Annotated in this window: 17 protein-coding genes; 3 read left to right on the forward strand and 14 right to left on the reverse strand. The window is 46.2% G+C overall.

All coding sequences use genetic code 11. The annotated features are described in order from the left end of the window. Positions 1 to 32: 32 nt before the first annotated feature. The 12 genes from ABXS75_15325 to ABXS75_15380 form a co-directional block, all read right to left on the reverse strand. On the reverse strand, positions 33 to 1,544 hold the full coding sequence (locus tag ABXS75_15325) for a cobyrinate a,c-diamide synthase (GenBank protein ID XCP84416.1): 1,512 nt from the start codon (positions 1,542 to 1,544) through the stop codon (positions 33 to 35). Positions 1,545 to 1,553: 9 nt separating this feature from the next. Then, the gene (locus ABXS75_15330; GenBank protein XCP84417.1) at positions 1,554 to 1,979 is read right to left on the reverse strand and encodes a GNAT family N-acetyltransferase; all 426 of its coding nucleotides are present in this window, start codon (positions 1,977 to 1,979) and stop codon (positions 1,554 to 1,556) included. A 110-nt stretch (positions 1,980 to 2,089) separates the two neighbouring features. Next, positions 2,090 to 3,397 carry a precorrin-6Y C5,15-methyltransferase (decarboxylating) subunit CbiT gene (gene cbiT / locus ABXS75_15335; GenBank protein XCP84418.1) on the reverse strand — a complete coding sequence of 436 codons (1,308 nt, stop codon included), beginning with the start codon at positions 3,395 to 3,397 and terminating at the stop codon, positions 2,090 to 2,092. Between the two features lie 8 nt (positions 3,398 to 3,405). After that, the gene (gene cobJ / locus ABXS75_15340; GenBank protein XCP84419.1) at positions 3,406 to 4,167 is read right to left on the reverse strand and encodes a precorrin-3B C(17)-methyltransferase; all 762 of its coding nucleotides are present in this window, start codon (positions 4,165 to 4,167) and stop codon (positions 3,406 to 3,408) included. Further along, positions 4,160 to 4,975: a precorrin-4 C(11)-methyltransferase gene (gene cobM, locus ABXS75_15345; protein XCP84420.1), complete on the reverse strand. Its 816-nt coding sequence runs from the start codon at positions 4,973 to 4,975 to the stop codon at positions 4,160 to 4,162. Before cobM ends, cobJ begins: the two co-directional genes overlap by 8 nt. Continuing rightward, the gene (locus ABXS75_15350) at positions 4,976 to 5,722 is read right to left on the reverse strand and encodes a precorrin-2 C(20)-methyltransferase (protein XCP84421.1); all 747 of its coding nucleotides are present in this window, start codon (positions 5,720 to 5,722) and stop codon (positions 4,976 to 4,978) included. It abuts the gene before it with no gap. A gap of 89 nt (positions 5,723 to 5,811) precedes the next feature. After that, the gene (locus tag ABXS75_15355) at positions 5,812 to 7,218 is read right to left on the reverse strand and encodes an RNA-binding domain-containing protein (GenBank protein ID XCP84422.1); all 1,407 of its coding nucleotides are present in this window, start codon (positions 7,216 to 7,218) and stop codon (positions 5,812 to 5,814) included. A gap of 198 nt (positions 7,219 to 7,416) precedes the next feature. Next, a complete protein-coding gene (gene cbiD / locus ABXS75_15360; GenBank protein ID XCP84423.1) occupies positions 7,417 to 8,556 on the reverse strand; it encodes a cobalt-precorrin-5B (C(1))-methyltransferase CbiD in 1,140 nt (379 codons plus the stop codon). Between the two features lie 190 nt (positions 8,557 to 8,746). After that, a complete protein-coding gene (locus tag ABXS75_15365) occupies positions 8,747 to 11,251 on the reverse strand; it encodes a glycoside hydrolase family 3 N-terminal domain-containing protein (protein XCP84424.1) in 2,505 nt (834 codons plus the stop codon). Positions 11,252 to 11,254: 3 nt separating this feature from the next. Beyond that, positions 11,255 to 12,100, reverse strand: a complete 846-nt coding sequence (locus ABXS75_15370; protein XCP84425.1) for a carbohydrate ABC transporter permease — start codon at positions 12,098 to 12,100, stop codon at positions 11,255 to 11,257. A 3-nt stretch (positions 12,101 to 12,103) separates the two neighbouring features. Next, complete coding sequence (locus ABXS75_15375) at positions 12,104 to 13,063, reverse strand: sugar ABC transporter permease (GenBank protein ID XCP84426.1); 960 nt, start codon at positions 13,061 to 13,063, stop codon at positions 12,104 to 12,106. A gap of 62 nt (positions 13,064 to 13,125) precedes the next feature. Then, entirely contained in the window at positions 13,126 to 14,505 is a 1,380-nt protein-coding gene (locus tag ABXS75_15380) for an ABC transporter substrate-binding protein (GenBank protein ID XCP84427.1), read from the reverse strand. A gap of 174 nt (positions 14,506 to 14,679) precedes the next feature. Here ABXS75_15380 and ABXS75_15385 point away from each other — a divergent pair, with 174 nt between their 5' ends. From ABXS75_15385 to ABXS75_15395, 3 genes are all read left to right on the forward strand, one after another. Next, complete coding sequence (locus ABXS75_15385) at positions 14,680 to 16,131, forward strand: DDE-type integrase/transposase/recombinase (GenBank protein XCP84428.1); 1,452 nt, start codon at positions 14,680 to 14,682, stop codon at positions 16,129 to 16,131. A gap of 570 nt (positions 16,132 to 16,701) precedes the next feature. Continuing rightward, positions 16,702 to 19,401 (forward strand): cellobiose phosphorylase, encoded by a 2,700-nt coding sequence (locus ABXS75_15390; GenBank protein XCP84429.1) that lies wholly within the window; start codon positions 16,702 to 16,704, stop codon positions 19,399 to 19,401. 24 nt (positions 19,402 to 19,425) lie between these two features. Beyond that, positions 19,426 to 21,837, forward strand: coding sequence for a N,N'-diacetylchitobiose phosphorylase (locus ABXS75_15395; protein ID XCP84430.1), 2,412 nt, complete (start codon positions 19,426 to 19,428; stop codon positions 21,835 to 21,837). Between the two features lie 47 nt (positions 21,838 to 21,884). On the opposite strand, the gene ABXS75_15400 is transcribed toward ABXS75_15395, so the two are convergent. Together ABXS75_15400 and ABXS75_15405 are read right to left on the reverse strand one after the other, a co-directional pair. Further along, the gene (locus ABXS75_15400; protein ID XCP84431.1) at positions 21,885 to 22,658 is read right to left on the reverse strand and encodes a helix-turn-helix transcriptional regulator; all 774 of its coding nucleotides are present in this window, start codon (positions 22,656 to 22,658) and stop codon (positions 21,885 to 21,887) included. 263 nt (positions 22,659 to 22,921) lie between these two features. Next, positions 22,922 to 26,323, reverse strand: a complete 3,402-nt coding sequence (locus ABXS75_15405; protein XCP84432.1) for a carbohydrate binding domain-containing protein — start codon at positions 26,321 to 26,323, stop codon at positions 22,922 to 22,924. Positions 26,324 to 26,644 lie beyond the last annotated feature (321 nt).

Raw genomic sequence — 26,644 nt, forward strand, 5'->3', positions numbered from 1 at the left:
TAGTTTTTTGTAAAAAACTTTGCCCCACTCATTTACAGTTCTCTCTTCCTTTTATATTCCAGACATACTTCAACAAACCGCTCTGCAAACTCCGGGCAGGATTCCCAGTACAAATGCGGAAACCCTGCAAATATCTTCCCCTCCACCTGCACTGCCTGCCACGACCGCGCTTTGTCCGGTTTGACCGCAAGGCAGGAACTCCCGTTTTCACTGCTGTCCCAATAATGGAATTCGTGCCCTCGTATTTTCTCACCCTTTTTCAAATATACGCCGTCCTCCTGCGCCGAAAGATCAATGTAGCCGAATCTCACCAGCCGCTGTTTCCGCACGGCCGTTCCGATTAAGGCCCCTGCCATCGGGTACATCGTCCCGTCCGTCCCTTCCAGCTCTTTTTGCAAATACAGGAAGCCTCCGCATTCCGCGATACAGGGGAGCCCTCCCCTCACCCGCCTGCAAAGATCCTCCCGCATATTTCTATTTGCGGCAAGCCGGGCCGCATACACTTCCGGATATCCGCCTCCCAGCAAAATGCCGTCCGCCTCCTCAGGAATTTTTGCATCTCTTAGCGGGCTAAAATACAATATCCGACAGCCAAATTTCTTCAAAAGTTCTATATTGTCTTTGTAGTAAAATCCAAACGCTTCATCTCTGGCAATTCCAATCACCGGTCCTTCCCCAGCTGACCATACTGTCCTTTGAACTGCACTCTCTAAGTCACCAGCTATACGCACATTTTCTCTTCCTGTCTCTGCATAAAACGTCTTATCCAAATCACTCTTCTCCGGCTTCCCGGCATCATCCACTCTATCCAGAACACTCGTTTCCGCCTCAAATTCAGCCGCCTCCTTGGCGATTTCAAGTATCTCATCCAAATCCACAGATTCTTCCAGTACTCTCGCCGCCTGCTCCATTCTCGACTTCAATTCCGGTATCTCTTCCGGCAGGACAAGCCCCAGATGGCGGCTGTCAACCTGAAATACCTCATGTTCCGGCACATACCCGACTACCCGAATCTGATGCCCCATCTCCGCCATTTGCGCCTCGATCAGATTCTTCATTCTGGGATACAGCATCGGGGAAATCCGGTTCAATATAATTCCTCTGATATGACTGTCCTTCCGAAATTCTACGGCTCCTTTTAGAAGCGCAGCCACGGTAAGCCCCATTCCCCGGCACGGCAGGACCAAAATCACCGGAATTCCAAGCGTCCTCGCCACATCATAGGAGCTCGCCCAGTCACAGCTAAGCGCCATGCCATCATAGTATCCCATCACACCTTCCACTACCGTAATCTCAGAACCTTGCGCATGCCTTATATAATTCTTCCGAAGCAAGTCCTCACTACAAAAGAACAAATCCAGATTCTCCGAATCAATCCCCAGCACTTCCCGGTGAAACATCGGGTCAATATAATCCGGCCCGCATTTGCACGCCGCCACCCTTTTTCCTCTTTTCTTCAAAGCTGCCATCAGGCTGCACGCGACCGAAGTTTTCCCACTCCCGCTTGCCATTGCAGCTATCATCACTGACGGAATTTTCATCATCTGCCTTACCTACTCCCTTAACGCCTTCACCATAAACATCTCCATCGGCTGCGCATACCCGAGAATGTCAAGCAACAGGCAGCCGCAGTCCCTGTAGCCTGATTTCCTGTAAAAATGCTGCGCCTCCTCATCTACCTGTGTGGAGGTCAAAGCGATGCCATACCCTTGCCTTTTCATATCATTTTCCCAGTTTTCTATGAGTTTCTTCCCCAGCCCTTCACGCCGATGTCCTTCCTCAATAAAGAGCATACTGCAAAAAGGTATATTATCCCAAAACAAATGATACCTCAGAATTCCTGCCTGAACGCCGTCCTTTAGCAGGATATAGCCTCTTTTACTGCGCACCTTGTCCATAAATTCCTCTTCCGGCAAATGCTTGTCAAGGCTGTACCAGAATGCCTTATCCTCTGCCTCTACATATCTAATCTCTGTCATTACAGCCTCCTTAATCTATATACTGGGGAAATACCAGAAATTCATCAATGTATTCCCCTTCACCTACCTTATGAAACGGCCGAATGGCCATACGGGATGCCCTTGGGTATCTAATCCGCAACAATATAAATCGGATTCTGTCCCGTCATCATATGATAATTCCCCAGTTTTCGCGATTTCGCCACAGTCATCTGCACGATCTCGGGGTCCTGCAGAATTCCTTCCTGAAAGGCCTCCATGACTTCCTGCATCGTCTCCAGCGAAATCGCATTAATCACGATCCTCGCCTGCGGATTCTTCTCTCTTACAACCTTCAAAATCTCTTTCAAATTTCCTGAACTGCCGCCTATGAACACATGCGTCGGGCTTTCCAGCCCTTCCAACACTTCCGGCGCAAGACCTTCTATTATTTGAACTAAGTCCGTTTTAAATTTTCTCGCGTTTTCCCGGATCAGGCGGACGCCCTCCGGATTCTTCTCAATCGCATACACCTTAATCCCCGGCGCCGCAAGCGCCGCCTCAATCGAAACCGAGCCCGTCCCTGCCCCCACGTCGTAGACCACCGCGTCCTCCGTGAGCTTCATCTTGGAAATGCTGACCGTCCGCACTTCTTCCTTGGTCATCGGAACTTTGCCCCGGATAAATTCTTCGTCAGGAATGTGGAGCATCACCGACCTGACTGGCTCCGGATTTTCCACCATCACCGTAACAAGTCCTGCAAATTGTTCCGGCCTTATCTCTGAGCCAAATACAGAAAGAATCTCCTCCTCTTCATAGGACAAATTTCTCCCGATATGAAATCTGACATGCCCCATTCCATAGTATGCTATCTTTTCACACAGCATTTTTCCCTCGTCTGCGCCCAAAATCAAAAACGCCTTTTTATTTCTTGAAATCGCATGAATAAAATTCTGCCGCCTGCCGTGAAGACTTACAAGTGCGGCGTCCTCCCAGCTCGTATGAAGACGTGCCGCCAAATATACAACAGAAGAGATTCCCGGAAGAAACTCTACCTTGATTCCACATTCTTCAAGTACACAGGCCAGTTTCTTCGCACCACTGTAAAAACCGGTATCACCGGAGAGCAGTACCGCACATTTCGTAAATTCCGTATGCGCCAGCAAATATTCCCTGATCTGCGCGGGGCGATATTCTTCCAGGTATACTGAGGGGTATCCCGTATGACCATTCGGCCGTTTCACAAGGTACTCTTCGGAACAACAGTTTACGTCTGAGCAAACCTCCGACGGACACTTGTCCCGCCCCTGTACAAATGGCTCCAGCATTCGTTTTGCCCCAATCAGAATATCACTTGCCTCTATACACTCCTTTGCCTGGGCGGTCAGGAATTTCTCATTCCCCATACCGATTCCTATGCAATATACCTGCCTTACCTGCCCGTTTTCCCGCATTTCCATCTCTGCACCTATCTTTCCGTTCCTGCCTCTATACTCTGCCGTTCAATCTGATATCCCCGGGGCGTTACCATCTTATCCCCGATTCTCCTCGTCTGTTCATTTCCAATAAAAACAGTCGTGAACATATCCACTTCCGTATCCCTTAGCTCCCCAAGGCTTAGAATCCGGCAGGACTGCCCTTCTCTTCCGATATTGCGCACGATTCCGCACACGGTAGCTTCGCTTTTATATTCCAGCATGCAAATGCATGCCTTTTTCAGATACCCTGCCCGCCTCCTGCTGGACGGATTGTAAATGCAGATTACGAAATCGGCCATTGCCGCGGCCTTAAGCCTTCTTTCGATCTTCTCCCACTCAGTCATCAGATCGCTTAGGCTGATCACTGCAAAATCATGCATGAGCGGTGCTCCGAGTACGGCCGCCCCTCCGGTCGCTGCCGTGATTCCCGGTATGATCTCTATTTCCACCTCCGGGGAGTTTTCCGCCACCTCATACATCAGCCCCGCCATTCCATAGACCCCCGCGTCACCGCTGCACACGAAGGCTACGTCCTGACCTTTCCCCGCCTCCTCTACCGCCATGCGGCACCTTGCCTCCTCCCGGCGCATCGGCGTTGAAAGGTATATTTTATCCGGATAATCTTTTTTCAACAAATCAACATAAACGGTATATCCTACGACCACCGGACACTGCTTAATGACATTTGCCGCGCGCACCGTCATCTGATCTCCCGCACCCGGGCCGATACCTATTACATATATTTTACTCATACTCCTGCTCCTTACCTGCCTTGCGAAATTCCGTAGAAAACGCCGGATTATAAAGATCTGACCGCTTATAGCCCATGGTCAGACCACCGTCTCCGCTTTGCCGTCCCGCCTCCTTCTGTGCGCCAAGAACATTTCCCACAACAATCAGGGCCGTTTTCGTGATCCCGTATGTCCTGGCCGTCTCTTCCAGGCTCCCCACCGTACAGCGATGCACTTCTTCGTCCGGCCAGGTCGCTTTATATACGATGGCGGCAGGAGTCTCTTCGGTATATCCTCCTGCGATCAATTCTTCCGACAGTTTCCCGAGCAGCCCTGTACTTAAAAACAGCACCATCGTCGCCTGATGCCCGGCAAAACTGCGGACAGACTCCCGCTCCGGAACCGGAGTCCTTCCGGCCATTCTGGTGATCACGACCGACTGCGATATATCCGGCAGGGTATATTCTGCCTTTAATGCCGCCGCGGCTCCGCAAAATGAGCTGACACCCGGGCAGACTTCGTAAGAAATCCCGGCCTCCTTAAGCGCGTCCATCTGCTCCCGGATCGCACCATACAGGCAGGGATCGCCGGTATGCAGGCGGACCACATGTTTCTGCGCCCTCTCTCCGGCAATCAGCACGCCCAGGACCTCCTCCAGCGTCATATACGCACTATTATAGATTTCACATTCCGGCTTACAAAGCCGAAGTAACCCGGGATTGACAAGAGAACCGGCGTAAACTACGACATCCGCCTCCATCAAAAGTCTCTGGCCGCGAACGGTGATCAAATCTTCCGCGCCCGGGCCTGCACCCACAAACTGAATCATTTACCCTTCCTCCCTCACGATCATGAGCGAATAGTAGCTGGCTTCGTCCGGAATTTCCTCCGCCGACCTGTAGACCCGTTCGCCCTTCATGCCACAATTTTCCACCATCTGTATCTGTAAATTCCGTTTTTGCACTTCTTCCTTCACCAGCGGCATCTTTTTTCCGGCTTTCATAAGTATCTTCGTCCCCGGAAGCCTAAGTCCTTCCTCCACGCCATAGCTCGCCGGTATGATATGGATCTCCTCTTTATTTCCCGCAAGCGGTACGTCAAGTCTCGCCGCAGCCGCACAAAAAGAAGGAATCCCCGGTATGATGCGCGTATCATACCCTTTTCGTTTCAGCCGGGTATGCACATACATTCCCGTGGAATAGACCGACGGGTCTCCAATCGTGATAAAGGCCACATTCTTCCCGGCGTCCAGCCATTTTGCCGTCTCCCTTGCCGCTTCATCGTGAATATGCCGGAGGGTATCCTTCTCTTTCATCATCGGCATAGGAAGATACAATTTTTCTTTAAACAGAATCTCTGGCAGCTCATGCAGCACAATCTGCCATGCCGCGCAGCGCGCAAGCGACTCCGGAAAAAGCGGCTTCATATTCTCATTTTCATAGATTACTTCCAAAAAATCGCTCCCGGAAACCGGGACTGCGATGATATCACATTCTTCTATCACTCTTATGGCTTTCAGTGTCAGAAGCTCCGGGTCTCCCGGGCCTACACCTACCACATAAAATGTACCTGGCATTGGCAAACGCTCCTTTCTTGCAAAAACAGTCTTTTATGTGCCTCTACAAGCCACTTATTTCTGCGAAATTCTAACTTTTATAAACAAATTTATTTCAATACTTTCCAGTAACCAGATTTATTAGAACCTATTCTTTCTATATATCCATATTTCTTTAAAACTGCCATTCCTTTATCTATCGATGTTTTCCCAAGTTTCAGTATTTCGGCAAGGCGTGATTTCGTAATATTGGGGTCGTTCCGTATTTCCGCCAAAATGCTTGTCTGCGTATGATTTAGCGATGATTCCAAACTTTTATCACCCACTTTATCGTTTCCTTTATTACCCACCTTGTCACCCATAACATTAATCCAATTAAACGGAATCGTAACTACAATTGAGTTTTCTCTAAATTCAAAAGCTTCCTTCCCATATCTCTGCGTAATCTTAGGTACGCCTCTTCCGGTTTTTTCACTGATATGAAGCTGCAATAATATTTCTGACAATTTCTTATTTACCGGTACGGATTCTCCTGCGAAAAAACCTTCCATTGTCTGCTCCATTGCAAGAGATCCACGGGACAATATCTCAATTCTATTAGAAAACACTGTAATCATCGGTTCATTTCCACTCACCCATTTGTTGTGAACAAAAGCATTAATCACCGCCTCACGAAAGGCATCATTCTCAAATAGAGGGATTTCTTTTCTCTCAACAACACGATTCCTTTCATCTGCCTGAATGATATTCAGTACATCACCATAACGCAATACTTCATCTAAAGAATACAACAAACACTGGTTGCCGAATTCACGTACAGAATACATATTATCGGCTTTTGTCGTACCTGAGAAAATGGCTACTCGGATTGGCATATGAGAATTATCAGATAGTAACTGTGCCAAAATATTATATTTTCCCTCCTCTGTATAAAAAGACAGATTCTTTTTAAAGGTATCGGGATTCAATTTCAAACCTTTCGCTCCATAATAGATTAGTAGTTTTTCAAATGTAAGGTCCTGATAATCTGACGGAGTATTCTCTATCGTCGGGAAACCATGCCTAAGCACTTCAAATAAGAAAGCTTCTTTTTCAGGATATTTTCTTAAATTTTCTTTGCTTGATCCTATCCGAATATATCGTTCTCTTGCATATGACGTAGGAACAGACTTTGCTGCGGGAATGATTAAAAGAATAACCCTTTTATCTTCTATTAACAGTTCCTCAAATGTAAAATTAATATCTGGACTAAACTGCCTTGCAAGATAGTGTTTTAACGGCTCATGATTTATATCTTGATGACAATTAAACCTGGTACCAACAATCTCATGCGTCTGATCGTTGATTCCCCAAACAAAGTATGCAAATTTCTTTCCTGCAATAGCAGCACTGTTAGACAATGCCGATATATATTCCCCTAAATCGTCTGCTTTAAACCAATTTTCCTTAAATTCAAACCACTCTCTTTCAGAATCATACGCACGAAGTTCCTCTATTATTTCAATCAATTTATCCATATTGATTCTCCATCTCTAAAAGTTTATCACCCACTTTATTACCCACCTATTATAACACAGGTGGGTAATAAAGTGGGTGATAAATTTATACTCTCTCATTCTATTCTTTTTATACATTTTTCTCGATAGCTTCCTTCCCAACTCACCATCACCATATATTCTCAGCCTCAATATGTTAAATCAAAGTTAATATCAATATTATTCCTCCCCTAAAATACACTCCCCAATCTCCCCCGCAAGAGAGGTCTCGCCCAATATCCCCATCTCTTCCGAAAACATAACCGCGCCGATTTTCAAATGTTCCCCCGCTCTGCGCCTTAGATAATATTCGATTCTCTCAGTCACCGTCCGCATGGTCTCTTCCAGCACCCCGGCCTGTTTCAAAAGTTCCAGCGCCTCCGTGGTCGTAATACAGTTCATGATCTGCACTGCGGTCTCCCTGTCGGCGCCGGCCATCGCCCCATGAGACGCCAGCACTTCCATTCTGCAGTCTGCCTGCCGGGAATGCGTATTCATCACCCCCGCTGCCAGCTTCACAAGTTTACCGATATGACCGACCAGGAGGACTCCCTGCATTCCAAGACGGATCGCATCGTCGATCGCCTCACCGATATAATTACTGCATTTTACAGCCAGACGGCCGTCATAGTTCATATGTTCCCTCAAAAAATCATTCCCATAATTTCCCGGCACCAGGTAACACCAGTCGTTTCCGCCCTCTTTAAGGACCTTCATTTCCAAAAAAATCGTCTCTGTCAGGGCCCGTTCGCTCATAGGCTCCACAATTCCGCTGGTCCCAAGCACCGAGATTCCGCCTTCTATCCCAAGCCTCGGGTTAAATGTCTTCGCAGCCAGCCGTACCCCTGCCGGTATGGAGATTACGATATCCATGCCGCCCGTGTAACCCGCCAGATTCATCTGCTCACGGACTGCACTAAGGATCATGCTTCTTGGCACCTTATTGATCGCCGCATCACCGATATTAGATTCCAGCCCCTTTCGCGTCACACGGCCTACGCCGACTCCTCCGTCCAGGCAAACCTCCCCGGACATATTTCGGCTTACCTTTGCGTAAACATAGACCCCGTTTGTCACATCAGGGTCGTCTCCACTGTCTTTTTTCACTCCGCAGCTCACATAATCCGCCCCCATCTCGATCTCCTCGATTTCCAGATACAAACAGATTCCAGCCGGGGTCATCAGGGAAACGTGTCGGATTTCCTCCCCGCTAAGCAGCATCTTCGCCGCTGCCTTTGCCGCCGCTGCCGCACAACTGCCCGTCGTGTAGCCTGTTCTTAACTTTTTCTGGTTTTTCCAAATGATCCGACTGTTTTCCATGGCCTTACTCCTAACCCTGTACTGCATTTACCACATTACCTTTTTCCATTATAAATAGTTTTCATTTTTTCCGCAACCTATCCTGAAATACTTCTTACTTCTCTCATCCATAAGTTAATCCCCTTCAAACAATTCTGACATAAATCAAAGAGCCGATAGCAATCACTACCGGCCCCACTTAAGACTTTGTCTATTTATTTAATTTTCGCATAAGTGCCATAATATGTCCCGCACAGTTTCTGATTTCTTCTTCCGAGAGCCTTCCCTGTTCATATGCTTCACAAATAGCTTCCCGGTCTTTGAAATTTCCCGGCATAATAATATCATTTCCGGCCACGGCACACTTCCATGGTATACTTCCATCTTCCGGAATCGTCGTATTCCAATCGGACATAACTACACCGTCAAATCCCCACTCATCGCGCAGCACAACCGTACATAAATCCCTGCTGTTCGCCGCATGGACCCCATTAATCCTATTATATGCTGACATAACCGCCATCGGAGCACTTTCCTTAACCGCAATCTCAAATCCGCGAAGATAAATCTCCCTGAGCGCTTTTTCAGAAATCCGAACGTCCACACCCATACGGTTATCCTCCTGGTTGTTGCAGGCAAAATGCTTGATCGTTACTCCGCACCCCTTCCTGCTCTGCACACCAGCCGTTACCGCTGCCGCCATAGCTCCGGACAGCAGCGGATCTTCGGAATAGTATTCAAAATTACGACCGCACAATGGATTCCGCTGAATATTCATTCCCGGAGCCAGCCATAGGTCTATGTGTAATTCTTCCATCTCTGCCGCGATTGCCGCGCCAAACTCTTTCATTAATTCTCTGTCCCATGTCTGTGCCAGTGCAGTTCCTACCGGAAATGCCGTACAGTATTGATAATAGGTATCTGCATCTTCATGGTGCCCTGTCGGCTCCAGGAATCCATTTTCCAGACTTCCCAAAACACCGACTCCATAGACCGAATCACTCTTTTTATCCACCTCATAGCTTTGCCTGAGTCTCAGACCGGCAGGTCCGTCCGCCATAATCAGAGACGGAATCCCGTATTCCTCTTCCAACGCCTCTGTTGTCTCACCGGCAGACCCCGGCACGCGCACTCCGGCAGACCCAAGCGTACTCGTTCCCTGGGTGATATTTCCATAAAGGAGCGGTATCAATTTTCTGATAGGAAGTTCCGAAACAGAAGAGATCGTGGCTTCTGTTTTTCTCTTTTTCTCTGCATCAAATGCATATACGAAGGTTTCATTCCATTCCTTTGGCTCAAACAGATATCGGGGTACTTCCTGCTTTTCGCTCAGACCAGACCACTTTGCCCTGTCTGCCTGCGATATACTAAGCTCTGCATATTCCGTCTGCACCGGACATACCGCATGTGTTCGTTCTATGATCACCTGCTTTGGCACATAAAGTACAGCCGCTATCTTAAGAGCTGCCGAATGGCTCCCAATCCATAGTTCATGTAGTCCAGCCTCCATATACCACGCCTGCTTCTGCTCGGAGAAACCGGCAAACTGCTTCTGTTCTATGGTAACTGTGACAATCTGCGCCTCCCGAGGCTCTAAAAGCTTCGTCTTCGCAAATCCGACCAGTCTGTGATATTCTCTTTCTTCCCCATTTTGCGGCAATGCAGCATAAACCTGGACCACTTCTTTCGCGGCATATTTCTCTCCGGTATTCCTTACCAGAATGTCCATCTCCACATTATTTTCCCTGACCTTAAGGTTCTCAAACGTCATTTCAAACGAGGTATAGGAAAGTCCATACCCAAACGGATATAACGGCTGAACACGGAAGCTGTCGAAATACCGGTAGCCCACATAGATTCCCTCTTGGTATTCTTCCCTCTCCAGATTACCGTTCAGATGGCTATATGATTTTGCATAAGGATAGTCCTCATAACGCTTCGCCCAGGTCGCGGTCAGTTTCCCCGCAGGTGCAGTCTTGCCAAGCAGCACATCTGCAACCGCGCGTCCCCCTTCCTGGCCGGGCTGTGAAATGCTAAGAACCGCTTTAATATTTCCGGCTTCTTTTAATATATCCGTCAGCTCGATCGGACCGCCCGCATTCAGAATCAATACGATAGGAATCTTCTTCTGGTCAATCGTCAGAATATCATCCCTTTCTCGTGCACTTAAGTAATAGTCGCCCGCAGTCAGGCGCCGGTCCTTCCCTTCCCCGGAGACGCGGCTGATCACATAAATAGCAGCCTTTGCTCCTTCTATGTCCTCCTCAGTAACCACGCGTCCCTCCGGAAGTACGAATGGGTTGGCCGCATATGCATCGAAGGGGTTCTCGACACTTTTTGCATCTTCCAGTATTTTTTCTTTCCATTCTTCTCTGGCGATGGCATATCGCTCATCGTAATCCTTCAGCCAGCCTTCACTCACAAGGGAAATTCCTGCTTCTCTAAGTCCCTGATAAATAGAAATATTCTCTCGATTATTCACATCACCGGAACCGATTCCTCCCTTGACTGTTTTCGACGCTCCATTTCCAAGCAGTGCGACCGGCATAGATATGTGAAGAGGCAGAAGCTCTTCATTTTTCAAAAGAACAATTCCTTCTGCCGCCAGCCTTCTTGCCAAAGCACTATGTGCCAGCTCTCTTACCGAGGCGCCATCGCACAGTGTTCCGTTGTGACTGAAACTTCTTTTTTGGAGATTTCTGCTTTGCTGCATCATCAATTATTCCTTTACACCGCCAAGGGTGACTCCTGCAATAATATATTTTGAGAGAAGCAGATAAATAAGAATAATCGGTACAATTGCTACCATGATCATCATGTAAATTTTTGCACTATCAAAGTTCATATAGTCTGCACCACGAAGCGTCGCGATCAGAATCGGCACCGTCATCTTTTCTTTTGACTGAATGACTAACGCAGGAACAAAGTAGTTATTCCATGAACCAACGAAAGTAAAGATAGCCTGTACCGCGATCGCCGGCTTCATAATCGGCAGTACGATCTGGTTAAAGATACGGAACTCTCCGCATCCGTCAATTCTTGCCGCCTCGACCAGCGACAGCGGAAGAGAAGACTGCAGATAGCTGTACATAAAATAGAATACAGCCGGAGATGCAATTGACGGTATAATAAGCGGAAGCAGGGAATCATACATTCCCATATTGGTTACTAACCGCAAAAAACCCATTGCAGTAACCTGTGTCGGCATTACCAGGATCGCCATGATAAATGTAAACGCTACCTTCTTCAGCTTAAAATCATAAGCGTAGAGTCCGTAAGCTGTAAGTGATGAAAAATAAGTACATATCGCAGCAGAACTTCCTGATACGACCAGGCTGTTTAAGATACCCCTGAACATTGGGAATGTACCGTCATTGGCAACCTTCATTAAGTTCGTCAGAAAATATTTTCCAGGCAACGCTGAAAACCCTTTCTGCAGATCTGCATGTGAACGGGTTGCATTGATAATCAAAATATAGAAGAAGAACAGGCACATAAATGATAAAATAATCAGTACGATATGCGCAATAACACTCCTTAAAGCATTTGGTTTCTTTGACTTCATACCCTATTTCCTCCTTCTTCTTTCTTCTTTTGCCCGTTTCTTAGCAGCTCTCTTAGATCCATCCGGGTCATCATCGTTCGTCATCTTATATACAAAGAAACACAAAATACCGCTGACGATGAATAAGTAAACGGATAATGCTCCGGCCATACCATAGTTTTTGCTCTTCAAATGGCTGTTCAGGAACATGATCAAAGTCATAGACGTCCGGTCTGGACTTCCCTGTCCATTCGTCAAAATCTGCGGAACGTCAAACATCTGTAATCCGCCGATGATTGCAGTAATCAATGTATATGCAAGAATTGGACGTATCAGCGGAAGTATGATATAGAAGAATCTCTTGAACCCGGAGCAGCCGTCTATTTCAGCCGCCTCAAATACATCAATACTGATTCCCATGATCGCCGCCATCAGCATAATGGTCGTATTACCAAACCACATCAGAAAATTCATGAAACCGATCAGCGATCTCGTTCCAAACACAGAGCCCATAAAGTCGATCCGCTCCGTAATAATCCCAGCGGACATCAAAATCGAGTTCACAGGACCATTCGTTGAAAAAATAGTAAAGAACAACATCGCAAATGCCGATGCCATGATCAGGTTCGGCAGATAGATCACTACCTTAAAAAACTGCTGCCCACGAATCTTCAGACGGACATCCGTAAACCAAACCGCCAGAAGAAGCGCGATGAGGATCTGGGGAATAAAACCTATTACCCAAAGAATCAAAGTATTTGCTCCGTATTTCAGCATATCCGACTGAAGAAGACTCGTATAATTTTGCATTCCAATAAAGGTGGGTCCGATCTCTTTAATACCCGAACGATAATATTCAAAAAAACTATAGCGTATCGTATCCACCAAAGGAATCAAAGAGAAAATGAAATAACATAAGAAGAAGGGCACAATAAAAATATATCCCCACTTTGCATAACTGATACTTTTACGTTTTTTCCTCATAATGTATCATTCCTTTCCAATGACTCTGTGGAGCATTTAACCGCTCCACAGATTGATGATGATTATTCCGGCCACTGAACCTCAGAGATATCCGGATAACGTTCTTTAATTGCTGTCTCAAAGTTCGTCTTTGCCTTTTCGTAATCTACCTTTCCCTGCAGATAGTCGCTGAAGGCATTCTGGATCAGTTCGACACAACCCTGATCGTAAGCAGAAAGCGGTGCGATTTTAATATTCTCCGCAACCGGCGCAAAATATTCAAACGCATTCTGTCCGTTCAGGAATGCAGACGCATAAGAATTATCCTTTGCAGCTTCCTGCATACCGCTTGTTGTATTTGTAAAATCCGAGTATTCCTTTGAAATCTTTAACAGATTGTCCTTGTTTGCCGTAACTGCAAGGATAATATCCTTTACATGCTCCGGATTATCCGTACCGGTACATGCATGTACATAAGAACCGCCCCAGTTATATTCCTGCGGAGGATTTGTAACTGCCCATGCGCCTTCTGCTCCGTCCCAGTTCGGCTTCAGTGTAAAGTCAATTCCCCATGCCGGGAACAAAAAGGCAAATACTTTAGACGCAGAGCCCATCGACTTGTTCCAGTCATCATTCCACTGGCCCTTCACCGTCTTATCCAGGTACCCCGCATCCAGCCATTCCTTGGAATTCTTTACCCAGTCGATGATCTTCTGGTCAACCTTGAGTGTTGTCTCTCCTTGTTTTACCCATGAATCTTCAATACTGTTTCCATACAGACGGAAGGTATCGGCATAAGAAGCAAATGTATAATATCCTTTTGCCTTCAGTTCCTCCGCCGTCGTCTTCATAACGTCCCAATCTTTTACTTTCTCGCCGATTACTGCCGGATCGTCCGTACCAAATACATCCATTGCAATATCACGACGATATACCAGAAGTCCCGGACAGCACTGCCAGGTCGAACCCCTCTGAACGCCATTCATATCAGAAGCGGTTGTCCTCGTAAAGTCGTACTGGTCTGCCATGTCCTTATCCGGATCAATACCAATGTCTTTAAGCGGCATTGCCACATCAGCTTCCGCATCTGTATATTTATTTACATAATCTGTTTCTGACAGGAAAATATCTACCTTATCATCTGCAGATGCATCTGCCTGCTTCAGCAATGCTTCATCCAACTTCTGCTGATACACTCCGTCCTGATTGGGGTTGATGATCCAATGGATTTCCGTTCCATCCTTCAGTGTAGTTACTGTTCCATCAGCGGACGTCTTCTCAACCTCCTGGTAAACTGCTTCCAGACGCTCGCGGAATTCATCGTTCCATGAATAAATATTAATGACCTTCCCTTCTTCTGCGCCGTCTGTTCCTCCCTCCGACTTAGGCGCACCTCCGCAGCCAGCCAGAGCGCCAATACACATACTTGCAATAAGCAAAACGGAAACTACTTTCTTCTTCATTCTTTTTACCTCCTGTGTTCTTTTGGTAGTGTCAAAAACTACCTGTTTTTTTGTTCCAAAATCTTATAAAAACCTTGATTTTTAGGGAAATCTGCAATAAAAAGAGCATTGACCTCCCTTTTTCGTGTATAATGTCATCGACCAAAACAACACTCACGAAAGGAGCCAATGCTCATGGACATTATACAATACCTACTCTCTGTAATTCAATATCTTTACCAACAAAACTGCTGGTTAATTAACTTTATCTGCAAATATATTCCTCTCAAACAATGGGCTTTTGATGATTCCCACTCTCCTAAATACCAGAAGTTCAAAACAGACGAACTCCCCCGCATCGGCTACCGACAGGATGAATGGGACTGGCAGCTCCTGATCCCTTACTTTGAACACAGATATCACAAAATGATCAGGCCTGTTGCACGCCGTAAGGTATGCGATATCTCCGAAGAATGCAAGTGTCCGGCCTGTAATGCCCCACAGCCTTTTCTCTACCGTAATAACGGTAAGAAAGGGCAAATCAAATGCAAGGTCTGCGATACTAAGTTTTCTCCCGATGAGAACCGCTTTTCAAAGCAGTATACTCTGCGTTGTCCTCACTGCAGCAATGCTCTGGTTCACAAGAAAGACCGAAAACACTTTATCATTCACAAATGTGTGAACCCGAAGTGCCCCTACTATCTCCATAACCTGAAGAAAGTTGATAAAGCTCATCTCGAAAAAGATTATGGCAAGAACGAATATAAGCTCCATTATATCTACCGTGAGTTTACGATAGATTTCTTTAAGATGGACTTAAATTCCCTTCCGAAAAACGCCTCTTCCCTGAAATTCAGCAAGTTTGATTCTCATGTCATGTCCTTGTGCCTGACACTTCACGTGAACCTCAGCCTTTCCCTCAGAAAGACCTCCCAGGCTCTCAAAGACCTGTATAACATCCAGATCTCCCACCAACAGATCGCCAACTACTGCAAGACAGCCGCCATCTGTATCAAACCTTTTGTAGACAACTACGATTATGATACCGGTGATACCTTTACCGCTGATGAGACCTACATCAAAATCCGCGGGATCAAGACCTATATCTGGTTCATCATGGACGCCGCCAAACGTTCCATTATCGGCTACCGGGTGTCTGATAACCGTGGTGTCGGCCCCTGCATCATGGCGATGCGCATGGCCTTCCGACACTTAAAAGAACTTCCCAAAAACTTCCGTTTTATTGCTGATGGTTACAGTGCCTATCCCTTAGCAGCACAGCAGTTCTTCCATGAATTCGGTGATGCTTTTAAATTCAACATCACTCAGGTGATTGGACTTACCAACGACGATGCTGTTTCCAAAGAGTTCCGGCCATTCAAACAGATGATCGAGCGGCTCAACCGCACATACAAAGCATCCTACCGGAAAACAAACGGATTTGACAACATCGACGGCGCCAACTATGACCTGGCTTTATGGGTTGCTTATTATAACTTTCTCCGTCCTCACAAGCACAACAACTATCATGTACTTAACGAAGTGGATATGCTGAAAGGCGCGGACAATATGCCGGGAAAATGGCAACTCCTTATCTTCCTCGGTCAGCAGACAATCCTGAATCTCCAAAAATCGGGAACTGCATAAACGGAGCGGAACTGTTGTCAGGTGAACCGTGGAATAATGGGGCAGGGGCCCCGTTATGCCGCGAAAGTCGCTTGACATAAGGTTCTCGGATTATCCTGTACAGCAGAAAAGGGGGCAAGCGCGCCCTTTTCCTGCCTTCCGGCGAGGACGGGTTCGGGCAGAGCCCGAAATGAGTCAAGGAACTGGCCCCTTGCGGGTTCTTAGGGCAGAGCCTCGAGCCTTCGGAGGGCTTACCGTGAGATATATTTGCAATTTTCAAGGTTCATTCAAGCCTGTTTTTTTCGACTCGTTTTTTCATAGATTACTTGACACTACCGTTCTTTTATGCGTATTTCCCTCACGCTTGTTTTGTATTATACCGAAATTCCCCTCCCCGATATATTATAAATTTCCAAAAAATATCAGATTCATGACACAAGTTCTGTCACATTTTCCAGCATATAGCGGCAGGTGATACAGATATTTCACATTCTAGGTCATGATTCTGATATTTTTCACACATTTATGATTTCTAGCAAATACGGCCTCCTTGTATAATGCACATAGATAAATATGGAAGGAGACGATATATTGAAATATTTACAGTTTGTTGACAAACATGGCAGTTTTACAATGGAAAATCCAGATAATATCAGTTATCTCTATTTTCCTCTTGCTTCAGAGGCTGGATTAAAAAGTGCTGTCACTCCAAATCTTGGAGGCGACGCTAAGCTAAATCAGGACTGCTTCCTATTAGAGCCTGTAAGCTCTGAAAACCTGCATAGCAACCGTGCCGTCCGTAACTTCTGGTGTACGGTCGACGGAATCGGCGCCTATTCTGCTGCAGGGACTTCCCCGGAACAAGAATCACTAAAGTTTTCCGAGATTCAGGATAAAAGCCAGGTAACCGCTGGATTTATGTGGCATACATTAGAACGAACTTCCAGGGTTTTTCAGCTTCGCTCCGCCGTGACCTCCTTCATTCCCAGGGATGACAATGTAGAGATCATGCACATTGTGATTCAGAATCTTTCCGATGCTCCCATGAAACTGACCCCTTACGCCGCCGTTCCTATTTACGGCAGGAGTGCAGATAATCTGCGGGATCACCGGCATGTAACTTCTCTCCTGCACCGGATTCAAACCACTAAGAACGGAGTCCTGGTATGTCCTACCATGTCTTTTGATGAACGAGGGCATCAGCAAAACGACCACATATATTATGTGTTGGGATATACGGCCAAAGGGATAGCTCCTGAGAGTTTTTTCCCAACCGTAGAATCTTTTATCGGAGAAGGCGGAACTTACACACGCCCTCGGGCTGTATATGAACAGTTAGATGGCTGCCCGCCGTTTAGCACCACTGCCGGCAAAGAAGCGATGGGGGCTTTCCGCTTCGGAAAAATCGAACTTTCCCCCGGTGAGAGGGCCGAATACATGATCCTTCTCGGTACAGAAACCAGTGAAGCAAAGATTCAGAATACTTTCGCCAAATATGACTCCGTAAATAAGGTACTTATCAAATTAGACCAGACGAAATCGTATTGGAGAGATACCGTAAATGTAGGTTTTCACACACAGGACCCAAACTTTGACTGCCTGATGAAATGGGTCGGCTTCCAGCCGTTTCTCCGGCGGCTATTCGGCTGTTCTTTCCTGCCGCACCATGATTACGGGCGCGGCGGACGTGGCTGGCGGGACCTCTGGCAGGACTGTCTCTCGCTTCTTTTGATGAATCCGCAAAATGTCGGTGAAATGATTGCCCAAAATTATGGCGGTGTACGCATCGACGGCACCAACGCCACAATTATCGGAGAGGGCGACGGAAATTTTATCGCAGATCGAAACGGGATTGCCCGTGTATGGATGGATCACGCACTTTGGCCTCTGATAACGACCAAGCTCTATATCGACCAGACCGGGGACGTAGATATCTTAAACCGGCACATTACTTATTTTAAAGATAATCAGACCATGCGCGGGACGCAGAGAGATACACTCTGGACTGAAGAATACGGAAATCGGCAGCGGACGAGTGATAATTCTCTCTATACCGGAAGTATTCTGGAACATCTCTTAATCCAGCATCTTACCGCTTTTTACGAGGTCGGCGAGCATAATATTTACCGCCTGCGCGGTGCAGACTGGAACGATGCTCTGGATATGGCTGCTGAGAGGGGAGAAAGCGTAGCGTTCACCTGCGCATATGCCGGTAATATGATGGAACTGGCAAACCTGATTCTGCTTTTGGAAAACCACTGTCCAAATCAAACGGTTGAACTGATGGAAGAGATCGAGATCCTGCTTCAAACTGACCCGGAATGTTTTGATAACATTTCCCAAAAGCAGAAAATACTCAGTGATTACACAAAACGATGTAACCATAATATCAGCGGAAGACGCAAGCATTTTTCTCTTTTTGCTCTGGCCACAAATCTGATTCAGAAGGCCACCTGGTTGACTGAATATATAAGAACTCAGGAATGGATTGAGGGAGATTTAGGCGAAGGGTGGTTCAACAGCTACTACGACAACCACGGGCGTGCTGTGGAAGGAATGTTTCCTGACCATGTCCGCATGATGTTGACCGGACAGGTGTTTGCTATTATGGGGTACGTCGCTACCGATACGCAGATTCGTAAAATAACCAAAAGTGCGGACCACTATCTTTATCATCCGCAAATCGGCGGCTACTGTCTGAACACAGATTTTCATGAATTAAAATTTGATATGGGACGTATGTTTGGATTTGCTTACGGCGAAAAAGAAAATGGCGCCGTTTTCTCTCATATGGCCGTAATGTATGCCAACGCGCTTTACCGCCGCGGTTTTGCAAAAGAGGGATGGAAGGCTTTAAAGGCACTTGCAGGCACTGCTCTTGATTTCGACACCAGTCGTATATATCCCGGTATTCCGGAATATTTCCGTTCTGACGGACGTGGAATGTATCACTATCTGACGGGTGCTGCCAGCTGGTATCTTTTGACCATGATCACGGAAGTATTTGGCGTGCGCGGTGCATCCGGAGACCTTATTTTCCATCCAAAACTGCTTGCCGAACAATTTACCCCCGATGGAACAGCCTCAATCTCAGCCACATTCGCCGGAAAGCAACTGGATATCACATATATAAATAAAAGTAGAAAAGATTACGGAGAGTACACCGTTATGTCTGCATCCTGCGAAGACACTGAACTTACCATCGCAGAAAATTCTTACGCTGTACTGCCGCGAGAGACTCTCTGCCGTCTTCCGGGCAGGACCCATCGGGTAATGATAACGCTGATTTAAGTTAGAAAGGACAACTGGAATAATATGAAATATGGATATTTTGATGACAAAAACAGAGAATATGTAATCGAGCGGCCGGATACGCCTTCTCCCTGGGTAAATTACCTGGGCTCCCCCGAATACGGCGCCATCATTTCCAATAATGCAGGAGGATATAGTTTTGCAAAATCCGGTGCAAACGGCCGAATCTTGCGCTATGTTTTCAATAACTTTGACCAGCCCGGACGTTATATTTATATCAGAGATAACGAATCTGAAGATTACTGGTCTGCCTCCTGGCAGCCGGTTGGGAAAGGACTGGACAGCTATAAAAATGAGTGCCGCCACGGTATCGGCTATACAAAAATGTCTTCAGATTACAGTAAAATTCACTCTGAGGCATACTACTATATTCCTCTTGGAAAATCCTGCGAAGTATGGGCTCTTTCTGTCACGAACCGCTCTGAAAGGGCAAGAGAGCTTACTTTGACCGGCTATGCAGAGTTCACAAACCACAGTAACTACGAACAGGATCAGGTGAATTTGCAGTATTCGCTCTTCATATCCCGGACGCTGTTCGAGAAAAACCGCATGATACAAAAAATCCACGGCAATCTTGATGCTCTCGCAAAAGAACAGCAGGTCGATAACAAGAATGTGACCGAACGTTTCTTTGGACTTGCAGGAGCGGACGTTTCCTCATACTGTGGAGATAAAGAGCATTTTCTCGGAAGCTATCACGGATATGGGAACCCCCGGGGTGTCGCCTCTGGAAATCTCGGTAATATAAACAGCTATAACGAGAACTCCTGCGGCGCTCTCTCCTGCCGTATGACACTGCTGCCGGGCGAGACAAAGACCATTGCCTTCCTTCTAGGCGCCGCCTCCTCTGCCGAAGCAGATCTGCTGATCCGCGCTTACACTGACCCATGTCAGGCAGTACATCAGGAAATAGCCGCACTAAAAACGGACTGGGATCAAAAGTTCAATAAACTGCAGGTCAAAACCCCCAGCCCGGAATTCAACACCATGCTCAATATATGGAATGCATACAACTGCTTTATAACCTTTATCTGGTCGCGGGCCGCCTCCTTTATCTACTGCGGACTGCGAAACGGTTACGGATACCGCGACACTGTACAGGATATCCAGGGAATCATTCATCTTGCACCGGAAATGGCCGAGGAGAAGATCCGTTTTATGCTCTCTGCCCAGGTAGATAACGGCGGCGGACTTCCACTTGTAAAATTCACACACGATCCGGGACATGAAGACACTCCGGACGATGCTTCCTACGTTCAGGAGACAGGGCATCCGGCCTACCGTGCAGACGATGCGCTGTGGCTCTTTCCCACCGTTTACAAATACATTGCCGAAACGGGAAATACAGCGTTTCTTGACGAAATCATTCCTTTTGCGAACAAGGACGAGGGCAGCGTTTATGAACACCTGAAACGTGCCATTTCATTCTCTCTGAATCACCTGGGTCCTCATGGCATGCCGGCGGGTCTTTATGCCGACTGGAATGACTGTCTCCGCCTTGGAGCCGCGGGGGAATCCTCTTTTGTAGCAATGCAGTTTTATTATGCAATGCTTATTCTCAGGAAATTCGCCGAACATAAACAGGATACGGATTATGTCGAATATCTGAATGAGAAGCTGCCCGAGACCCGCGAGCTTATACAAAAACTATGTTGGGACAACGATCGGTTTATTCGCGGCTATACGGAAAACGGTGAACGAATCGGTGCCGCCGAAGATGCTGAGGCGAACATGTGGCTAAATCCGCAGAGCTGGGCTATTATCAGTAAGCTCGCCACAAAAGAACAGGCAGATACCATACTCCATCTTGTTTACGAACGCCTGAATACCGCATACGGCGCAATTCTGATGGACCCGCCATATCACGCGCACGCTTTTGATGGCGCTTTGACCGTGATCTATAATCAGGGAACAAAAGAAAATGCCGGCGTATTTTCCCAGTCTCAGGGATGGCTTATTCTGGCGGAAGCTCTATGTGGACATGGGGATCGGGCCTTTACCTACTTTATGGAAAATGCACCTGCCGCCCAGAATGACCGGGCTGAGATCCGCCGCCTGGAGCCTTACTCTTATGGGCAGTTCACAGAAGGCAAGGCCAGTGAACACTTTGGCCGTTCCCATGTACATTGGCTGACCGGAACTGCTTCTACTGTTATGGTAGGATGTGTGGAAGGAATCCTGGGTATCCGTCCTGATCTGGGTGGCCTCCGGCTTGCTCCCGCTATTCCGAGAAACTGGAAACGGCTTGAAATCGATAAGAGCTTCCGCGGAAAACAACTCCATATTCTGATCGAAAACCCGGACGGAAAGGAATCAGGTTTCACAAGGCTTACCCTTAACAAGAACGAGCTTCCTGACAATTATATCCCCGCGGAGCTTTTAGAAGAAGAAAACGAAATTACCCTTGTTCTCTAACAAAACTACAAAAAGGAGACAGATAAAAAACTCTGTCTCCTTCTTGTTTACTCATGATTGGATTCAGTGGGTATTTCTGTATCCCACTGGATCATATAATTCTTTTCCCGGTATTTTTTCGGCGTCATGCCGACCGACTCCCGAAACTGCTGAATAAAATGGCTTTGAGAGGAAAACGACAATCGGTTCGCAATCTCAATCATAGAATAGTCGCTGAACCGAAGCAAATTCTTCGCGACTTCTATTTTCTGTTCTCGTATATATGCACTCACGGAAGTTCCCGTCTCTTTTTTAAACAAACGTGAAAGATAGCTTGCCGATACTCCATACTCATCTGCCAGATCTTCAATTGTAATCCGTTCCTTTATGTGAGAATAAATATACTCCTTGCAGGCGTTAATATGCTTAGAGTTCGTATCCTTTCGAAGGTATCTGCGCATCTTCTCCGTATAATCTATCACCATCGCATCATGTAGTCCCTGCACTTCCTGCACTGTATGAATATCATCCAGCTTCTGAATGTAGAAATCACTGAGACGAAATGCCTGTTCCAGCTCCATACCATTTTGCCGGCAAATACGCGTGATCATAGCTGTTGTGATCACAAAGTGGTATTTCAGGTTCGTCACAGGATTCCGTGACAAAACACCCACTCCGTCGCTTTCCACGAATCTTCCCATCTCGCAGTTCCGCCTTACCGCATCAACATCTCCGTTTGCTACTGCACGGTAAAACAAGAATTCCTCCGTAGGCTGTCTGTGTTCCATCTCATCAATATCGTCCCCTGCTTCAAAACGCAGCCATTCATCCTGATAATTCATATACTTTCTCCTTAGTCAGCTAAAACATATATTACGCACCTGCTACCCGTCGCATTTTATGCTCAATCGTCAGATAAAACATATATTATATATCATATCGTCTCGATTCCCACTTCCTGCAACACCTTCCTGATTGATAAAAGGTACATATTATATCCCAGCATTCTTCCAACTCTTCGCTTCTACCCTTTTAAGTATACTACAACATACAAAGCCCACCTGTCCAGAGAAACTTATTCTCCACACCTTTCATTGCAAGGCGGTTATGAAAGCTTTACCAGCGAAAAATCCGACAAACTAATGGTTGACAGCGGTGTCTCAACCCCATCAATGATACCCATAGAGATTACCATAGTTATATCGTTATCCGTAGTTTTATCTACGACAAACTCACATGTCACCTCTTGTTCTTCGCCGGCTTTCAGCTCAATATCCGCTCCACCATACCAGTCATAGGCGGCAGTCAGCATCGCCAGTTTGATTGTCCTTGACTCTGTCGAATGTGCTTTAAATGCTACTTTATAACGGCTTCCCTGCTCCAGAGTGATACTGCTCTGCTTAAGCTGTACATTCCAGTCTGCAGTTCCCACGTTCGTAATATTATAAACTGCTTTATTATTTTCAAACGTTGCTGCCGCTTCTCCAGGAGCTGTAACGGCGCTTTCCCAACCTTCAATTCCGCTGGAAAAATCCGGATTCATTAACATATTTTCACCAATTGGTTTCTCTTCAATCTCAGGAGCCTCAATTTTTTCCAAACTGATATTGTCAATACAGATTCTATGTCGAGTCGTAATCTGTGTGCCGCCTACTGCCCCCATAGAAATACTCAATATAGATTTCAGATCTGTTTCATTTTTCATCTGGAATTCAATATCATATGTCTGGTAATCATTCGTCAAATCTACAATCTTCTCGCCCGAGTAAGGTGTCCAGTCATCGTCCGAACTTCCGTCTCTTTGAATCGCAAACATCAGTTTTCTGGCAATACTTGATTTTGCGTCCAGAGTCAGTCTGTACCATTGATCTTTTTCCAGTTCAACATTGTTCTGCTTCAACTGAATCTTCCATGCCTGGTCTCCCGTATTGCTGATCGTAAAGTCCACCGCATTGTCTTCTGTCAGGCTATCTACGACACATGATGCATCCGCAGAACCATCTATATATGCCTCATAACCTGCAAGCCCGGCATTAAAGCTACCGTTTTTAATCAAAGTATCTTCAACAATACGCACTTTATCTAAATAATAGGTTCCCGGCTCACTGATTGTAAAAACAATATCATTTTCTCCATTTTTCTGTTCAAATTTATAGTTATATGCAGTATTCTCACCGGAAAGCCCCGCTGTAAAGGTATTTCCTGCCGCAGCTGCCTGCACCTTTGTACCGGCGTCTCCCTGTGCTGTAAAGCTCAGTGCATAACCGGTATCTGCCGATAGAGCCAGTCCACTCTGCGAGATAATGATTGGATTTTCAGCCGTTGTCCCTTCCGCTGCTACTACCTTTAATCTTCTTCCATCCTTAAGGTCAGTCACACCAATCACTGCATGCTCTGACTTAATGTCCCAGTATCCCAAATGACCGGTACCCTCTTGGAAGCTGCCATTATATACATGATTTCCATCTGCTAATACTGTCTTTTCCTCTTCTGAAATGTCAACCTGTGAAATCTTCTTAAGTGTTACATTTGTGATACTGACATCTGCTATAGACCCGGCATTTCCCAGATTGAATTCGAGACGGCCATTAGCATCGTCTTCCTGTGTCATAGTAAATTCATAGGTATATGTCTGCCTCTTGGTCGTCAGGTCCACTGATGTGTCTGCCATATAGCGCACATAGCCATTATCCGGTGCCGTAAGTCCTACCTTCATGGTTCTTGCTTCATCTGCCCATGCGTCAAAGGAAAGTTCATAAGTCCCTCCCTTTTTCATCGGAAGATTCGGCTGTACGAGCTGTACACTATAATCTACCGTCCCGCTATTGGTCGTGCAGATAGTAATCTTTTGATCTGCAATCTTAGCCTCTGCATCTCCTTCAAGCGCTGTAAGGAACTTCCAGTCCTCATCATCTGTCAAATCTTCTGCTTCTGCAAAATCACCATTGATAACATAGTTTCCATTTTCATCCGGATCTCTGAGGATTACTTCTTTATCCGGCTTGGTCACATTTTCGTCATAACTGTCCTTCTGATATACTCTTACATAATCAACCTCGTACGCTGCATTCTCGAAATCCGTTGTTTCATCCGGATATCCGACCCAGCTTCCGCCGACTGCCAGATTTAAAATCACATAAAACTCCTGATCAAATGGAGCCGGATATGTGATCTCACCTTGTCCCTCTGTTCTGGAATACCAGTCACTTTCTGTATGAATCGGAGTCCCGTCCACATACCAGGTGATTTTTCCGGGCAGCCATTCCACGGCAAATGTATGATACTCTTCTGAAAAGCTGCCTTCACTTAGAGTCATGGTTCCCTGACTCTCTTTATGAGGATTGCCGTAATGGATCGTACCATAGGATTTCGTCGTATTACTGCCATGCACCTCCATAATATCGATTTCACCGCATCTCGGCCATTGGCCATACTGATTCTCATCCGCAGCCATCAGCCAAAATGCCGGGAGATACCCTTTGCCTTCCGGCACTTTGACCCTTGCCTCAAAAATGCCATATTTAAAATTCTGCTTATTCTGAGTGTTGATACGCCCTGATGTGTAGGTTGCATTTCCATTTTGATCCACATTCCTGATCGGTCTCAATACCAACTTTCCATCTTTCAGATAGATATTTTCCTCAGAATCCACGTATTCCTGCCACTCTGCGTTTACCCAGCCTGGGTCGTGTAATTCTACATTCCAGTCTTCTCTGTTAAGAGCAGTTCCGTTAAACTCGTCCTGCCATTTTAATTCATAACCTTCATAGGACAATTTGTCCTCCCCCTTCCCGGGATTTTCTGCCGGCTCTGTTTTGTAAGTCACCTTGACGGTCAAGGCTGTTTTTTTGTTTTCCACCGTGATATCTTTTGACACTGTGACGCTCTTTTCATTTCCGTGCTCTGCCGCCTTGACATAAAGTCCGCCGTTCTGCACGATCGCACCCGCTGTGATGACTGACAAAAGAATGGCAAATATTTTTCTTCCTTTTTTCTTTTTAATCAGCATGATAATAACCGCTGTACTTACTACGATGAGACAAATCCAGATTGCCATGTTACTGGAATCTCCGGTGCCCGGCGTTCCTTTGTTTCCGGCAGAAGTATTGTGCATATCTTTCTTATCCTTGTCCGTACTCTGCCCGCCGTTCTGACCTGCATTTTTCCCGTAAAATACGACCTTTGTCTCTGACGTAGCTCCGGCTGCTATATTCGGCACAGCAGATACCCACTCTTCCGGGGCTTCTTTTCCGTTCTCCGTGATATAATTTTCCGGAATCTGTACTCTGATTTCCACGCCTTTGAGAGAGCATTCTTCCGGAGAGGTTATTGTGACAGTTTCTGTAATATTTTCATTCTTCGAATATACAGACTTATCTGTCGATACCGAGATTTCCGGTTCCCAGGTCGGATTCTCCTTAGTCAAATCCTCCTTGGCCGATACCGGCATTGCGATCAGCATTGTACATAACAATATTATCGTCACGACCCTGCTCGTTTTTCGCATATGTTTCTCCTCCTTTACATAAATATTCTGATACCGGTATTTTGACTTAGTATCATATTTCATAATTTTACTTTTTTCACTGTTCTTAATATACAAAATCACCTACAAAAGTATCAGATTTATGCCGTTTATTTAGAAATCTGGAGGATTGATAAGGGCAGGATTTCTTCTTTATTTAAAGAAACCCTGCCCAAATTTTTTTAATATATTAAAACTTTCAAGAGCCATTCCGGTCAACTGATCCGACTGTTTTCCATGGTCTTACTCCCTACTATCCACATATATCTCAGAATTAACTGATTCCTTAAATCCCCAGTTATT

It is taken from the genome of Roseburia hominis (assembly GCA_040702975.1).
Classification (GTDB): Bacteria; Bacillota; Clostridia; order Lachnospirales; family Lachnospiraceae; genus Allocoprococcus; species Allocoprococcus hominis_A.

Coding starts and splice junctions, on each gene's coding strand:
- ABXS75_15325 (XCP84416.1), bottom strand. CDS start 1,544: ATGATGAAAATTCCGTCAGTGATGATAGCTGCAATGGCAAGCGGGAGT.
- ABXS75_15330 (XCP84417.1), bottom strand. CDS start 1,979: ATGACAGAGATTAGATATGTAGAGGCAGAGGATAAGGCATTCTGGTAC.
- cbiT (XCP84418.1), bottom strand. CDS start 3,397: ATGGAAATGCGGGAAAACGGGCAGGTAAGGCAGGTATATTGCATAGGA.
- cobJ (XCP84419.1), bottom strand. CDS start 4,167: ATGAGTAAAATATATGTAATAGGTATCGGCCCGGGTGCGGGAGATCAG.
- cobM (XCP84420.1), bottom strand. CDS start 4,975: ATGATTCAGTTTGTGGGTGCAGGCCCGGGCGCGGAAGATTTGATCACC.
- ABXS75_15350 (XCP84421.1), bottom strand. CDS start 5,722: ATGCCAGGTACATTTTATGTGGTAGGTGTAGGCCCGGGAGACCCGGAG.
- ABXS75_15355 (XCP84422.1), bottom strand. CDS start 7,218: ATGGATAAATTGATTGAAATAATAGAGGAACTTCGTGCGTATGATTCT.
- cbiD (XCP84423.1), bottom strand. CDS start 8,556: ATGGAAAACAGTCGGATCATTTGGAAAAACCAGAAAAAGTTAAGAACA.
- ABXS75_15365 (XCP84424.1), bottom strand. CDS start 11,251: ATGATGCAGCAAAGCAGAAATCTCCAAAAAAGAAGTTTCAGTCACAAC.
- ABXS75_15370 (XCP84425.1), bottom strand. CDS start 12,100: ATGAAGTCAAAGAAACCAAATGCTTTAAGGAGTGTTATTGCGCATATC.
- ABXS75_15375 (XCP84426.1), bottom strand. CDS start 13,063: ATGAGGAAAAAACGTAAAAGTATCAGTTATGCAAAGTGGGGATATATT.
- ABXS75_15380 (XCP84427.1), bottom strand. CDS start 14,505: ATGAAGAAGAAAGTAGTTTCCGTTTTGCTTATTGCAAGTATGTGTATT.
- ABXS75_15385 (XCP84428.1), top strand. CDS start 14,680: ATGGACATTATACAATACCTACTCTCTGTAATTCAATATCTTTACCAA.
- ABXS75_15395 (XCP84430.1), top strand. CDS start 19,426: ATGAAATATGGATATTTTGATGACAAAAACAGAGAATATGTAATCGAG.
- ABXS75_15400 (XCP84431.1), bottom strand. CDS start 22,658: ATGAATTATCAGGATGAATGGCTGCGTTTTGAAGCAGGGGACGATATT.
- ABXS75_15405 (XCP84432.1), bottom strand. CDS start 26,323: ATGCGAAAAACGAGCAGGGTCGTGACGATAATATTGTTATGTACAATG.